The 13533-nt window shown below is 50.6% G+C and carries 11 protein-coding genes; all 11 read left to right on the top strand.

Going from position 1 to position 13533, the window contains the following annotated elements; all coding sequences use genetic code 11:
• Nucleotides 1-46: 46 nt before the first annotated feature.
• Nucleotides 47-1381 (top strand): ABC transporter substrate-binding protein, encoded by a 1335-nt coding sequence (locus NYE33_RS22485; RefSeq protein ID WP_341067631.1) that lies wholly within the window; start codon nucleotides 47-49, stop codon nucleotides 1379-1381.
• A 90-nt stretch (nucleotides 1382-1471) separates the two neighbouring features.
• Nucleotides 1472-2347, top strand: coding sequence for a carbohydrate ABC transporter permease (locus tag NYE33_RS22480; protein WP_341067629.1), 876 nt, complete (start codon nucleotides 1472-1474; stop codon nucleotides 2345-2347).
• A gap of 1 nt (nucleotide 2348) precedes the next feature.
• Nucleotides 2349-3182, top strand: a complete 834-nt coding sequence (locus NYE33_RS22475) for a carbohydrate ABC transporter permease (protein ID WP_336100275.1) — start codon at nucleotides 2349-2351, stop codon at nucleotides 3180-3182.
• Between the two features lie 21 nt (nucleotides 3183-3203).
• Complete coding sequence (locus NYE33_RS22470) at nucleotides 3204-4292, top strand: glycoside hydrolase family 172 protein (protein ID WP_341067627.1); 1089 nt, start codon at nucleotides 3204-3206, stop codon at nucleotides 4290-4292.
• Nucleotides 4293-4337: 45 nt separating this feature from the next.
• Entirely contained in the window at nucleotides 4338-5330 is a 993-nt protein-coding gene (locus tag NYE33_RS22465; RefSeq protein ID WP_042137540.1) for a LacI family DNA-binding transcriptional regulator, read from the top strand.
• A 140-nt stretch (nucleotides 5331-5470) separates the two neighbouring features.
• Nucleotides 5471-7078, top strand: a complete 1608-nt coding sequence (locus tag NYE33_RS22460; protein WP_340945408.1) for a response regulator transcription factor — start codon at nucleotides 5471-5473, stop codon at nucleotides 7076-7078.
• A gap of 7 nt (nucleotides 7079-7085) precedes the next feature.
• The gene (locus NYE33_RS22455) at nucleotides 7086-8876 is read left to right on the top strand and encodes a cache domain-containing sensor histidine kinase (RefSeq protein WP_341067625.1); all 1791 of its coding nucleotides are present in this window, start codon (nucleotides 7086-7088) and stop codon (nucleotides 8874-8876) included.
• A 174-nt stretch (nucleotides 8877-9050) separates the two neighbouring features.
• Complete coding sequence (locus tag NYE33_RS22450; protein WP_341067622.1) at nucleotides 9051-10469, top strand: ABC transporter substrate-binding protein; 1419 nt, start codon at nucleotides 9051-9053, stop codon at nucleotides 10467-10469.
• An 81-nt stretch (nucleotides 10470-10550) separates the two neighbouring features.
• On the top strand, nucleotides 10551-11486 hold the full coding sequence (locus NYE33_RS22445) for a carbohydrate ABC transporter permease (protein WP_336100269.1): 936 nt from the start codon (nucleotides 10551-10553) through the stop codon (nucleotides 11484-11486).
• A complete protein-coding gene (locus NYE33_RS22440) occupies nucleotides 11483-12316 on the top strand; it encodes a carbohydrate ABC transporter permease (protein WP_042137546.1) in 834 nt (277 codons plus the stop codon). Before NYE33_RS22445 ends, NYE33_RS22440 begins: the two co-directional genes overlap by 4 nt.
• 26 nt (nucleotides 12317-12342) lie before the next feature.
• Nucleotides 12343-13500, top strand: coding sequence for a glycoside hydrolase family 172 protein (locus tag NYE33_RS22435; RefSeq protein WP_042137548.1), 1158 nt, complete (start codon nucleotides 12343-12345; stop codon nucleotides 13498-13500).
• The last annotated feature ends 33 nt before the right edge of the window (nucleotides 13501-13533 follow it).

The raw sequence follows: 13533 nt of genomic DNA, 5'->3' as shown, positions 1-13533 counted from the left end.
GATCCACAGAACTTATACCGATTAATCTATTGGAGGGGTTATTACAATGACAAAGAAAACATCAAAAGTGTTCACCGGGCTTGCCATTTTCTCCTTGGCAGCAACAGCTCTGGCGGGCTGCGGCAGTTCCGCGGACAACAAAAACACAAACACCGCTGGTTCATCGGATGCACCTAAGGAACAGACGGTAACGTGGCTCTCTGCCAGACCGGAGAATGGAGCGATTGTCCAGACAATCCGTGAGCTTGCCGACCGGTTCGCCGCCGACCACCCGAGCTTTAAGCTGGACCTTCAGGTGACGGCGGACCGTCCCTCTTATCTTACTAAGCTCAGAACGCTGGTTGCTTCAGGACAGATGCCGGATTTCATTGACAGCGATGCCGACCCTTTTGCCCAGGAGCTTGTAAATGCAGGCTTACTGGTGGACATGGAGAAATTTCTGAAGGATGAGGGGCTGTACGATAAATTCTATGAGCCCGCACTGAAATACCAGGAGCTGCCGGATGGAAGCCTGTATCTTCTGCCAATGGAATATCACATGGAAATGACCTGGTATAACAAAAAAATATTTGCAGACAACAAACTTGCTGTGCCCAAAACTCTTGACGATCTGCTTGCAGTCAGCCAAGTGCTTAAAGACAAGGGAATTACGCCAATCGCAGTTGACGGCGTTGATGTATGGCCGGTATTGCGTTATGCAGCCATGTATCCTTTCCGGACCACAGGTAATCAGTTCATCCGTGATTTGAGCCAGGGCAAAGCCAAAATGTCGGATGAGGCAGGCGTGCAGGCGGCTACCTTCGCTGCTCAAATCGGTAAATACTTTCAGGAGGGATTCGCAACCACGGATTATACGACAGCCAAAAACATGTTCCTGAACGGAGAAGCTGCCATGTACAACATGGGCACTTGGGAAATACCATCCTTTGTGGAAGAAAGCCTGCCGGAAGGACTTAAAGGGAATGTCGATTATTTCTATCTGCCAACCACCAGCAATGCGGTTACACCGGAGAATGAATTCTTCGGCAACAGCGGTATCGGACTAGGAGCTTCTGCCAAAACGTTCGATGGGCTGCCGAAGGAATTCCTGAGCTATGTGCTGAAAAATTATAGCGATGTCTATGTGGCCAAACAACAAATGTCACCGCTGAAATTTACCATTGATGATGAATCCAAATTCTCCGAGCTGTTCCTGCGGATCAAAAAGGATATGGACAACTATGGTTCAGAGTTTGCCAAGCCTTGGGATACTCTGCTGGATCCGAACACCAACTCGGTGATGAGTGATCTGATTACCAAACTGACCATGGGCTTTATGACTCCAGATGAGTTTGCCAAACAGATTGATGATGCCATTGCCAAGAACACAGCCAGCAAATAAATAACCTTGATATTTCTTCACCCGGGCTTGCAGGGCCGGGTGGAGCCTTTTATCAATAATAACGTAATTACAACTGCGGGGTGACCCTAAATGAATGTGCTTAAGGACAAAAAGGCATGGCTGGTCTTCATCTTGCCTGCTTTGATATTTTATCTGGGTACGGTTTTTGTTCCCATTATCCAGTCACTGCATTACAGCTTTCAGCAATGGAATGGCATTCAGGAGCCGCGTTACACCGGCTTTGATAATTATATTGCGATGTTTAGCGATTCTTACTTCTGGAATTCAGTGCAAAACAATCTGGTGTACGTAGTGATTGTGGTATTTATGCAGGTGTTCATCGGCTTATTCTTTGCCCTGCTCCTGTCCTATGTCACGAAAGGTGCAGGGATCTTCAGAACCCTATACTACTTGCCGGCGGTTGTTGTAACTGTGGCTATTGCGCAGATGTTCCGTAATTTCTACTCGCTTCAACCCCTGGGTCTCATGAATATGTTCCTGGACTGGGTGGGAATGGGGCATCTGCAATCGGCCTGGCTCTCCAATCCCCATACGGCATTAATCGCTGTGTCCATTCCCGAGGGATGGCGGTTTATCGGGATGTATATGGTTATCTTTTATGCCGCTCTGATTGCGATCCCCAAAGAAATCGAAGAAGCGGCCAGAATTGATGGTGTCAGCGGCTGGCAATTGATTCGTTATATTAAGCTTCCGAGTATCATACATGTGCTGAGCCTGGCTTTGATTATGTGTACAACCGGGGCGCTGCGTGGCTTCGACATTCCTTACATTATTGGGGTGCCCGGATCTGCTACAGAGCTTGTCACCACCTATATGTACAAGCAGGCATTCTCCACTATCCAGTATGGGTACGGAAGCTCAATTGCCGTGTTTATCGTTATCGAAAGTCTGCTTGCGGTATTGATCATCCGGACTATTTTTAATTCGAAGAAAGGAGATGCCTGATATGCCTGCGAGAAAAAAGCTCTCCTCTTCACTGTTGTATCTTCTGGTGATTGTGATTCTTGTGATTCAAATCTACCCGGTAGTGTGGCTGATGCTGTCCAGCTTCAAGTCGAGCATCGAACTGACGACACGGCCGTTTGCCATGCCTTCGTCCTGGTCGTTTGAGAACTATGCCAGTGTATTCCGGGAGAGCAGTCTGCTCCTGTATATCAAGAATACCGCCATTGTAACCTTTACCTGTCTGGCTCTAATTATTGTACTCAGCGCGACGGCAGGATTTGCCCTTGTCAAAATGATTAACCGGCTGAATTCGAAGCTGCTGCTGTTTTTTACAGTCGGCATCATGATTCCGATTCAGGTTACACTGATTCCTCTGTTTATTATGTACAAAGATTACGGGCTGTTGAATACGTATCCGGCACTGATCCTGCCGCAGGTCGGTTTTGCTCTGCCTCTGTCCATCCTGATCTTTACCAGCTTCTACAGGTATGTTCCCAATGAGCTAATCGAGGCAGCAGTCATCGACGGCTGCAACATCTATCAGGTGTTTATCCGGATTATTTCACCGCTTACGGTTAACACAACCATTACTGTAGCCTCGATAAACTTTATTTTCATCTGGAATGATTTCGTATTCTCCAACACGTTCACGAATGACAAGGCATACAAGACGATTGCTGTCGGGCTTCAGGAATTTATCGGAGCTTTTGGGGCAACGGATTGGGGCCAGACTTTTGCGGCAATCAGTATCAGTATTATTCCCATTATTATTACGTACTTGTTCCTGAACAAATATGTAATGGCCGGGGCGTCGGACGGCGCAGTCAAAGGATAAAGGATAAGGAGACGATAAACGATGCAATCGATGGACCAGCTGTTTGGCAGAATGAAGGGCAAGAGCAGAGCGATTACGGCGGAGAATCCGCAGGGTCTCAAGGGACAAGGGGGCCAGGCGGAGGGGCCTCTGGGCGTTGCCCGCAAAGGCAAGGCGTTCATCTCACTCGCTCAGGGAGAAACCGCAACGCTTGTAGATATTGAAGGTCCCGGGATCATTCAGCATATCTGGATGACCGTAACGGATAAGACCGAATCCGGCTGGTTTGTCCTGCGCGATCTGGTACTCCGGATGTATTGGGATCATGAAGAACAACCCTCTGTTGAAGTCCCTCTCGGGGATTTCTTCTGCAACGGATTTGGTGCACGTGCAGTTGTCAATTCACAGCCGGTAGTGGTGAATCCGGTCGGCGGCATGAACAGCTACTTTGCTATGCCGTTCCGCCAAGCTGCCAGAATAACCATTACGAATGAGCATCCGCAGGGCATTGAGGCATTCTTCTATCAATTCGACTACAGGCTGGTTGATGAGCTGGATGAGGATACCGAGTATTTTCATGCCCAGTACCGCAGAGAGAATCCCACTGTGCTGAGGCAGGATTACACTTTAATTGACGGAATTAAAGGGAGAGGCAAATTTATCGGCACATATATGTCCTGGACTTCCCTATCCCGTTATTGGTATGGTGAAGGAGAAGTGAAATTCTATATCGACGGTGACCGGGATTGGCCGACAATCTGCGGCACCGGGGCAGAGGATTATTTCGGAGGCGCCTGGGGATTTGTGAAATATGATAACGGTAACCCGGTACAGGAGCAGACCTACTCGACCCCATATATGGGTTTCCCATATTTTGCGACGAAGGATGACACCCGCTCCCATATTTATGACGGGGCGGCTTGCCCGATGCGGGGCTTCTACCGCTGGCATATCCTCGATCCGATTCTGTTCGAAGAGGATCTGAAGGTGACTGTACAGCAAATAGGGCATGACGGCCAAGCCTTATTTGAACGCAGTGACGATATCAGCTCAATTAGTTACTGGTATCAGACAGAGCCGCATCAGGCGTTCCCTGAATTTCCGGACGTAATGGAAAGGCGTCCACGTTAAGCGTGGGCGTAAAGTTGTGCAAGTAAATCCGCAGAGGTGCAGCAAATGGCAAAACAAAGAGTTACACTAGTACAGGTCGCCAAAGATGCAGGCGTGTCGCCAGCAACGGTCTCCCATTTCATGAACGGTAATTTCCACCGGATGGGCCCCGAGACCCGGGAGAAAATAAGCGACTCGATTACCAAACTAGGGTACCAGGTGAATCCTGTTGCCAAAAGTCTGATTACCGGCAAAATGCATACCATCGGACTCGTTCTGTCGAACAGCACTTATGACGGTTATTTCGAAGATTTATATTTCCTGCACTTCGCCAAGGTGCTGAAGCAGCATCTGAAGACCATGGGATACAAGCTGATTCTCCTGGACTTTGATGAAATCTTCATGAATATCCAGATGGTGGATGGGATTATTGTAAAGGCGACCCTGGAGACAGAGAAGTTCATGCCGAGGCTTATGGATCTCAATGTTCCGGTCATCACCATCGGGCGGCATAATTTATCGTATGGTGCTCATATCGTACGGGTGAACGACTATCAATGCGGCCAGACAGGGGTAGACCATTTAATGTCACGGGGGTATCACAAAATCATTATTCTGACCTATCCGCACGGACAGGTCCCCGGATTTGACGACCGGTTGAACGGTGCCTCCCAATCTATGCAGGAGAAGGGTAATCTTACAACGGTTATTACGGGAGATATGACGGAGAGCTTCGGGTATGAGACGGTCACGCAGCTAGCAGGGAATGGACAGCTGCCGCAGGCGTTATTCTGCCTGAACGACATTTCAGCCATAGGTGTGCTGAAGGCTTGCAAGGATCTGAAATTATCCGTACCTGAGGATCTTGCGGTACTGGGTGTGGATGACATGCCGACCGTGTCGGAACTGCTTAGTCTCTCCACCATCCGGCATCCGATTAACGAGCTGGCAATGAATGCCTCAGAGCTTATGATTCAATCCATTGAATGGAAAGGGGAGCCTGCCGAGCCTGTCGACCGGATGTTCCCCATTGAACTGATGGCAAGGCATACCAGTTGAGCAGGCAAGAAGGTACAGGCTGTCGAGAACTTTTCGGCAGCCTTTTTCTAAAGATAGACTGAAGATGAAGATTGACAGGTGCAACCGCCTACCTTACTATCTTATTGAAATTAGGCTATTCTGCGAGAGGAGAGAGAGCAATGTATAACGTGCTTGTCGCCGATGATGAACCTCGTCACCGCCGCGGCGTATCCGACATGGTTAAGCAGCTCCGCCCGGAATACCGGATTTTCATGGTGAAGGATGGATTGGAGGCTCTGCGGATTATCGAGGATAACCGGATCGATATTATCCTCACAGATATCCGGATGCCCAATATGGATGGACTGACTCTGATTGAACATATGGAGAGCCGCCGAGAACGGGTCAAAATTGTAATTCTCAGCGTGTACGGAAATTTCGAGTATGCAAGGCAGGCGGTAAAGCTCGGAGCCTTCGATTACCTGCTGAAGCCATTGGCATTAGGAGAGCTCTCCGAGATCCTTGACAAGCTTGACACGGCACTGGAGAAGGAACGGCTGAGTCTTCAGAACGGGGCAGTTCTTCAGCAGAGGCTCCATTCGGCAGCCCCGGTCTATGAGCAGCACTTGCTCAGCCGGTGGATGCGCTCCGCTGCAAGCGAGAAGGAGCTTCAGGAAATCCGCAATTTCTTCCCCGATTTAAACGGAGGTTTCGTGATGCTGGCAAGGTTTCAGCAGAAAGAAATTACCGGGTCTTATATGCTTGAAGAATTCGAGGAACTTAAGGCCACTGTGAAGAACTGGATGCGGGAAATCTATCAGACGGTCGGTCCTTCGCTGTCCTTCAACCTGGAAGGAGAGTACCCGATGATTGCTTCCGTTGTGACCCCGGGCCATTCCCTGGAGTGGCTGATGAAGCGGGATCTGGAGCAGTTCCGGCAATTCATCCGCCAGATCCGGGAGGAATATGGCCTGACTCTGACTTTGGGGGCAGGGAACTGGGTGGCCGATCTGTATAGCGGGGCTCCGGGATCCTTTGAGCAGGCGCGGAAAGCGCTCGAATACTCCTTTTATACTGGCGAAGGCCAGCTTGTCCTTTACGATGTAATCGCTTACAACCCTGACAAGCCCAGCTTGAAGATGATTCCTGCGGATACGGGCATGACGGATGCCTTGGCGCGGATGGACAGGGCTGCGGCTGCTGAGGCCTTGAAGACGCTTATTCAGAGACTGCTTGAAGGGGATTATCCGTCCCCGGCTCATCTGAAAGACTCTGTTCTGTACGCTCTGGTTAACGAGGTTAAAGGAAACGAAGTCTTGCTGCGTCAGGATGAAGCGAGCAATTTCATTTCAGAGATGGAGTTTCAAATCCCGGCCTGTGAGAGTCTGCAGGAAGTCGAGGCACGGGCGGTCTCTGTTCTAAACCGGATCATAGAGAGCATTCAGGAACGCAAAAATAACAAAAGCGGGCGGACCATCGGCCTGTGTAAGGCATTTCTTGAGGAGCATTATATGGAAGATCTGTCGCTGGAGTCTGTCGCCCGGCGTTTCTTTTTCAGCTCCGCCTATTTCAGCAGTTTTTTTAAACAGCACACCTCCATGACCTTCACCGAATATTTGCTGCGCCTGCGGCTGGACAAAGCCAAAGAGCTGCTCCAGGACGGGGACCGGAAAATCGCTACCATCGCCTTAAGCGTGGGATTTCGTGATGCGGGTTACTTCACCAGGGTATTCAAAAGGGAGACTGGACTGGCACCGGAGGAGTTCCGGAAGAAAGATGTATTGTAGGTGGACTATGAGACTGAAGAATAAGCTGGTCTTATCTTATATAGTGCTGATTACGCTACCGCTCACCATCCTCGGCTTTGGTTACTATTATGCAAGCAAGGACATTATGCTGAAGCTGGCCCGAGAAAACGTCAGTGAGATTGTACTTAAGAACAATCAGATCATCAACGAACGGCTGAAGATCATTCAGGACAACAGCTTATCCCTGATGGTGGAGTGTGAGCTGTACCAGATTTTTGACAGGCCAAGTCCGGCCGGGGGAGTGCAGCTGCTGGAGAACAATAAAATGGTGACGGGGATCCTTGGCAGATACTTCTCGCAATCGGCCGATCTGTATTCCGCTGAACTGGTCACGCAAGGGTTCGTGTATGGAAGCAAGAGCAAGAATACCTATCCCCCGGACCACTTCTACACCTCTGAGCTGTACCGGCGCGCAGCTGAGGGGAAAGGGCGAATCGCCTGGGTGCCGACTTATGATTATACCCGGATGCATAATCTGCCTGAGCTCGCGGGAACAGATATTGATTACCGTTATATGTTCTCGGCAGTCCGGCAGATCAATCCCTCCTGTGTACGGAATGACGTCATTGTCCGGGCCGAAGGGGCGTCCGAGAAACCGGTGCTGGTGATGAATTTCAAGGAAGATGTGTATGCAGGTGTCTTTAGGGACAGTATCCCCATTAAAGGTTCCGTATTCATGGTGGCCAGTGAGGACGGTACAATCATCTCCCATCAGGACAAGTCGCGCCTGGGGACCGTGGAATCCGCCGCCTGGCTGAAGGAGGTGCGCCGCGAGGGCAGCGGGACGGCATATGTAACTACCGGCGGGCAGCGGATGATCGCTTGCTTCGCTGTGTCCCCGGTGACTAACTGGCTGTCGGTTGTGCTGATTCCGCCCGGCGCATTGACCCATGATATTGCGGATACCATTCTGTTCTTTATTATTACACTGGGGGCTCCGCTGCTGGCTCTCTCGCTATTGTTCGCTTATCTGATCTCCGCACGTATCTCTTCTCCGGTAAGCAAGCTGCTGCTGGCCATCAAGCGGGTAGGCGGCGGTGATTTCAATGCGCAGATCAAGGTGGAGAGCAGAGATGAGCTGGGCCATGTATTGATGAAGTTCAACAGCATGAATGAGCGGGTCAGATCATTGATTGATGAGAATTATGTGGTCAAGCTGCGGGAGCGGGAGACGGAGATCCTCGCGCTGAATATTCAGCTCAATCCCCATTTTCTGTATAATACGCTGAATATTATAAATTGGATGGCTGTACACGGAGAGAAGGAGCAGGTTAGCCATATGCTGATCAGCCTGTCCCGTATGCTGCACTATACTACGGACAACCGGAGAGACCAAATGCTGCTTAGAGAGGATCTCGCCTGGCTGCAGGACTATATAGTAATTATGGCTAACCGTTTCGAACACCGGTTTCGTGTGGATTTCGATATTCAGCCTGAGCTGCTGGAGGTGAATGTACCGAAGCTGTTCCTTCAGCCCCTGCTGGAGAATGCCATCATTCACGGCTTCCGGAATATGGAGAGCGGCGGGCTGATCACCATCTACGGACAGCAACAGGGGAATACCATCCGGTTCTGTGTAGAAGATAACGGCAGCGGGATTGAGCCGGAGCGTATGGAACAGCTGCTGAAGGAGGAGAATGCCAATATAGGTCTGAAAAATGTGGATAAGCGGATTAAGCTGCTGTATGGCAATGAATATGGAATAGAGATTGAATCGGTCCCTGAATTCGGGACCCGCGTGAAGCTGGTCATACCGTATCCCGGCCCGCGTGAATAATGGCTGATATTCCAACCTTTCCCGCTGGCCAATGGCCTGCGGGGTTGTTTTTTATCATTGACCGTAAAATCGTACAGGAAACGAAAGATCGTACCATAGGCAACGGCAACAGCTACATTTACACTGTAATCAGCGACTGCAGCGCTTACATCCGAATTAAGGGGGATAAACAAAATGAGCAGGCACACTGGCAGAACCAAGCTGATGTTACTCTTCCTAATGATTGTTGCATTAATTGTAACCGCTTGCGGTAATGGCGGAAACCAAACAGATACGGCCAATTCAGGTTCAGGCAATACTCCCGCTACCGGAGAAGCAGGCACGGCCACCGGAGAGAAGGTGAAGCTGAAATTCACATTCTGGGGCAGTCCCCAGGAGAAGAAGGCGGTGGAGGACGCGATTAAGGCTTTTGAAGCCAAGAACCCTAACGTCACCATCGATTCCATCCATATCCCGGGCACAGACTTCTTACAGAAGCTGAATGCCATGATCGCCGGGAATGAAGCACCGGATCTAAGCTACTCGGCCGCCTGGAAGCTGAAGATGGGGGAAGAAGGATTGATCTATAATTTCTTCGATCTCATGAAGGATGACCCCAGCATTAAGAAGGAGGATTACCTTCAGTACGCCTGGTGGAACTGGGATACCGATAAAAGTGCGGGACCTTATCAAGCTTCGGTAGTCCCATCTCTGATGTACAATGCAGATCTGTTCAAAGAGGCGGGGGTTGAACTGCCGCCAACCCAAGCGGAAGAAGCCTGGCAATGGGATGAATTCGTGGAAACAGCCAAGAAGCTCACCCTTGACCGGAACGGCAAGCATCCGGATGATCCGGGATTTGATCCCAAGAACATCAAGCAATACGGTGTGAAGTACAGCCTCAGCTGGTTATCCTACATGCCGCTGGTTCTGTCTAACGGCGGCGACTATTTGACTGAGGACGGTGCGGAATTTGGGCTATCCAAGCCTGAAGCGACCGAAGCGATCCAGAAGATTGCTGACCTGATCAATATCCATCATGTTGCTCCTTCCCCGGTACAAGCCAGCAGCATTCCGGCACCGGCAACGGCGCTCCAATCCAGAAAGGTGGCAATGGTCATAGACGGAAGCTGGAACCATCTGGACCTGAGCAAGGCCAAGATCAACTGGGGCGTAGGTGTCCTGCCGGTGCTGAAGGACTATAAGACTTTCTTCCTTGGAGGCTCCCTGATTATATTCAAGAGTTCCAAGCATCCGAAGGAAGCCTGGGAGTTCTCCAAATTCCTGACGGATCCGCAGAATGTACTGGAGCTTCATCAGGGACTCTGGATGCCGCAGCTGAAGCAATGGTATGAAGATCCGAAGCTGGTGGACAGCTGGGCAAATGAAGAGCTTCCGGGCCGTCCGGCCGGTTTTCAGGATGCGGTTATGCGTTCCACCTACGAACATGCAGAGCCTTCGGCTGAGAATAATGTCCGAAACTTTGTAGAAATCGATGCTGCGGTAACAGCGGGGCTGGATCAGGTATGGCTCGGCACCAAAACGGCCGCAGAAGCGATGAACGAAGTGGAAGCCAAAATCAAGCCGCTTATACAAGGAACCTATTTGAAATAACGGACCTTGCCGGAAGGCGGATCTGCCGGATTCTTGGGGCACATCCGCTGCCGGCAATGCCCGAAGAGAGGAAACATGTGTATGGAACCCGTCTCTTCCCTGAGTGTAAACCGTGCAAAGACCAAGCGCAGTTCCTTCAGGAATGAGCTGTACGGCATCTTATTTGCCTTACCGGCCATTCTTGGGCTGGTGATTTTTACGCTGGGTCCCATGATCTATAGCCTGTATATGAGCTTCACCGACTATTCCGGGTCCAATTCACCCTCCTTTATCGGGCTGGATAATTACACCAGAATGTTTAGCGGGGAAGACCAGTATTTCTACAAGGCGCTCGGAGTTACACTCTATTTTGTTGTACTTAGCGTACCCACCGGTATTATCTATTCCTTTCTCCTGGCCATTCTGCTGAACAGGAATATCAAAGGCAAAGCCATCTTCCGGACCGTCTTCTATCTGCCGTCGATCGTGCCGATCATCGCGATTTCGTTCATTTGGCTATGGCTCCTGAATCCCGATTTGGGGCTGGCCAACGAGCTGCTCCGCGCCATCGGCCTTCCCGGCAGCCAGTGGATTTTTGGAGAGAAATCTGTGGTCCCCTCACTGGCGCTAATGAACCTGTGGACAACGGGAGGGACAATGATTATTTTCCTGGCCGGATTGCAGGATATTCCCCGCTCGCTGTATGAAGCCATTGAGATAGACGGGGGCTCCAAGCTGAACAAGCTGCGGAATATTACCATCCCCATGATGACGCCGACGATCTTTTTCAACCTGATCATGGGGATCATTAATGGATTCCAGGTGTTCTCGCAAGCCTATGTCATGACTAACGGCGGACCCAACAATGCCAGCTTGTTCTATGTCTTCTATCTGTACCGGGAAGCCTTTCAGTTCTCGCGGATGGGAAGCGCAAGCGCCATTGCCTGGGTGCTGTTCATCATTATTATGCTGTTGACTTATACGGTCTTCAAGACATCAAGAAAATGGGTGTATTACGAGGGGGATGAAGCCCGATGAGGACAAAAGCATGGATGGAGAAGGGATTCGTGTATTTGGTGCTTTCAGCCGGGGGCCTCTTCAGTCTGCTGCCGCTGATCTGGCTCATCCGCAGCTCCCTGATGGATATGGGGCAAATTTTTGAGCTGCCGCCCATATGGATACCTAACCCCTTCCGGTTTAGCAATTTCAGTGAGGCGCTGACCATTCTGCCATTTGGACGTTATTTTATCAATACAACGATTATTGTCATATTCAGTATGCTGGGTGTCCTCGTGACATGCTCCATAAGCGCGTACAGCTTTGCACGGATGTCCTGGAGAGGACGCGATCTTATCTTTGGCCTGCTGTTATCCAGTATGATGCTGCCCTATGCGGTTACGCTGATTCCGACCTTCATCGGCTGGAGCAAGCTTGGATTAACCAATTCGTTCATTCCGCTGATTGCACCGGCCTGGTTCGGTGGAGGGGCGTTCAATATTTTCCTGCTGCGCCAGTTCTATCTGAGTATTCCCCGTGATCTGGACGAGGCGGCTTATGTGGACGGTGCCAGCCACGGGCGGATTTTCATCTCCATCATCATTCCTCTGACACGGCCCGCCCTGGTCGTTGTAGGACTGTTTACCTTTCTGGCTTCATGGAATGACTTTCTGGGGCCGCTGGTCTATTTGAACGATGAGTCCAAATATACACTGGCGCTTGGACTGCAGCAATTCAAGGGCATGTACGCTGCGGAATGGCATTTGATGATGGCGGCAGCTACTGTAGTGCTGGCTCCGGCGATTATCGTCTTTTTTATCGGACAGAGGTACTTTATCGAAGGTATTACACTTACAGGCATCAAAGCCTAAACGTGCAGAAGGAGTGAGACAATAGGATGAATTCATTATATCAGCGCAAGGAAGGGCAGTCCCGCAGACTATCCAGTTGGGATCAGACCGGGGGCAACCGGGATTTCATCGTGATTGGAGCCGGCCAGACGGCAGCGATCGCAGAGATTGAAGGATCGGGCATCATTCAGCATATCTGGATGACGATCGCAGCCCGGAATAAATATGCTTTCCGCAAAGTGCTGGTGCGTATGTTTTGGGATGGAGAAGAAGAGCCTAGTGTAGATTCGCCGGTAGGCGATTTCTTCGGCGTAGGTCATGGGGTTGCCAGCCACTATGTCTCCATGCCGCTCAATATGATAACAACACAGGATGTCATTGAGGATAAGGCGGCGATGAACTGTTTTTTTGAGATGCCGTTCCGCAGCAGCGCACGCATTGAGATTATCAATGAATGCGAGGATGAGCTGGTATTGTACTTCTACGTTGACTATGTGGAGAAGCAGATTCCAGAGGACAGCTTCTACTTCCATGCTTCCTGGCGGAGGGAGAATCCTACACAGGGGACGGTCGATCTTGCGGCGTTGAAGCTGGAGCATGACGCGCAGGATAAGGCCAATTATGCCGACCAGAAAGTATATGAGCTAAAGAATCTGACGGGTGACGACAACTATGTGCTTATGGATGCGGTGGGAGAGGGGCATTATGTCGGCTGCAATCTCAGCATTGATCACCTGAATCCGATGCCGGGCTTCAGCTGGCCTGGAGAAGGGGATGACATGTTCTTCATCGACGGCGAGCCGTGGCCGCCCCGTCTGCATGGCACTGGTACGGAGGATTATTTCTGTGCAGCCTGGGGCTACCCGTCCGGTAAATACGACAGCCCGTATCACGGGATATCCCTGTATGCGCCCATCCGCGGCAACGGGGACGCATGGAGGGAGAGCAATACGATCCTGTTCAATGACTACTCCGGCAAAATTACGCAATACCGTTTCCATATTGTCGATCCGGTCATCTTCCGGGAGTCCCTTCGCTTCAGTATCGAACATGGTCACGGAAACTCCCAGTCCAATGATTATTCTTCGGTGGCCTACTGGTATCAGCGTGAGCCTCACAAAGCTTATCCGGAGATGCTGCCCGTAGCCCTTCGGCTGCCGCTGCCTGAGAAGGACAGCGCGAAGCAGTTCTTCCAGACTTTCTGATCCGGGGGATTGGCGCAGGACTGATCCGTGGTT

This window comes from Paenibacillus sp. FSL R10-2199, from assembly GCF_038000235.1.
GTDB classification, from domain to species: domain Bacteria; phylum Bacillota; class Bacilli; order Paenibacillales; family Paenibacillaceae; genus Paenibacillus_AQ; species Paenibacillus_AQ phytohabitans.
Note: the sequence above shows the minus strand (reverse complement) of the source record. Positions and strands in the feature narration are given on the sequence as shown.

Excerpts from the sequence above, each read along its gene's own strand:
- NYE33_RS22460 (WP_340945408.1), top strand. The coding sequence starts at position 5,471 with ATGTATAACGTGCTTGTCGCCGATGATGAACCTCGTCACCGCCGCGGC.
- NYE33_RS22470 (WP_341067627.1), top strand. The coding sequence starts at position 3,204 with ATGCAATCGATGGACCAGCTGTTTGGCAGAATGAAGGGCAAGAGCAGA.
- NYE33_RS22480 (WP_341067629.1), top strand. The coding sequence starts at position 1,472 with ATGAATGTGCTTAAGGACAAAAAGGCATGGCTGGTCTTCATCTTGCCT.
- NYE33_RS22445 (WP_336100269.1), top strand. The coding sequence starts at position 10,551 with ATGGAACCCGTCTCTTCCCTGAGTGTAAACCGTGCAAAGACCAAGCGC.
- NYE33_RS22485 (WP_341067631.1), top strand. The coding sequence starts at position 47 with ATGACAAAGAAAACATCAAAAGTGTTCACCGGGCTTGCCATTTTCTCC.
- NYE33_RS22465 (WP_042137540.1), top strand. The coding sequence starts at position 4,338 with ATGGCAAAACAAAGAGTTACACTAGTACAGGTCGCCAAAGATGCAGGC.
- NYE33_RS22455 (WP_341067625.1), top strand. The coding sequence starts at position 7,086 with ATGAGACTGAAGAATAAGCTGGTCTTATCTTATATAGTGCTGATTACG.
- NYE33_RS22450 (WP_341067622.1), top strand. The coding sequence starts at position 9,051 with ATGAGCAGGCACACTGGCAGAACCAAGCTGATGTTACTCTTCCTAATG.
- NYE33_RS22440 (WP_042137546.1), top strand. The coding sequence starts at position 11,483 with ATGAGGACAAAAGCATGGATGGAGAAGGGATTCGTGTATTTGGTGCTT.
- NYE33_RS22475 (WP_336100275.1), top strand. The coding sequence starts at position 2,349 with ATGCCTGCGAGAAAAAAGCTCTCCTCTTCACTGTTGTATCTTCTGGTG.
- NYE33_RS22435 (WP_042137548.1), top strand. The coding sequence starts at position 12,343 with ATGAATTCATTATATCAGCGCAAGGAAGGGCAGTCCCGCAGACTATCC.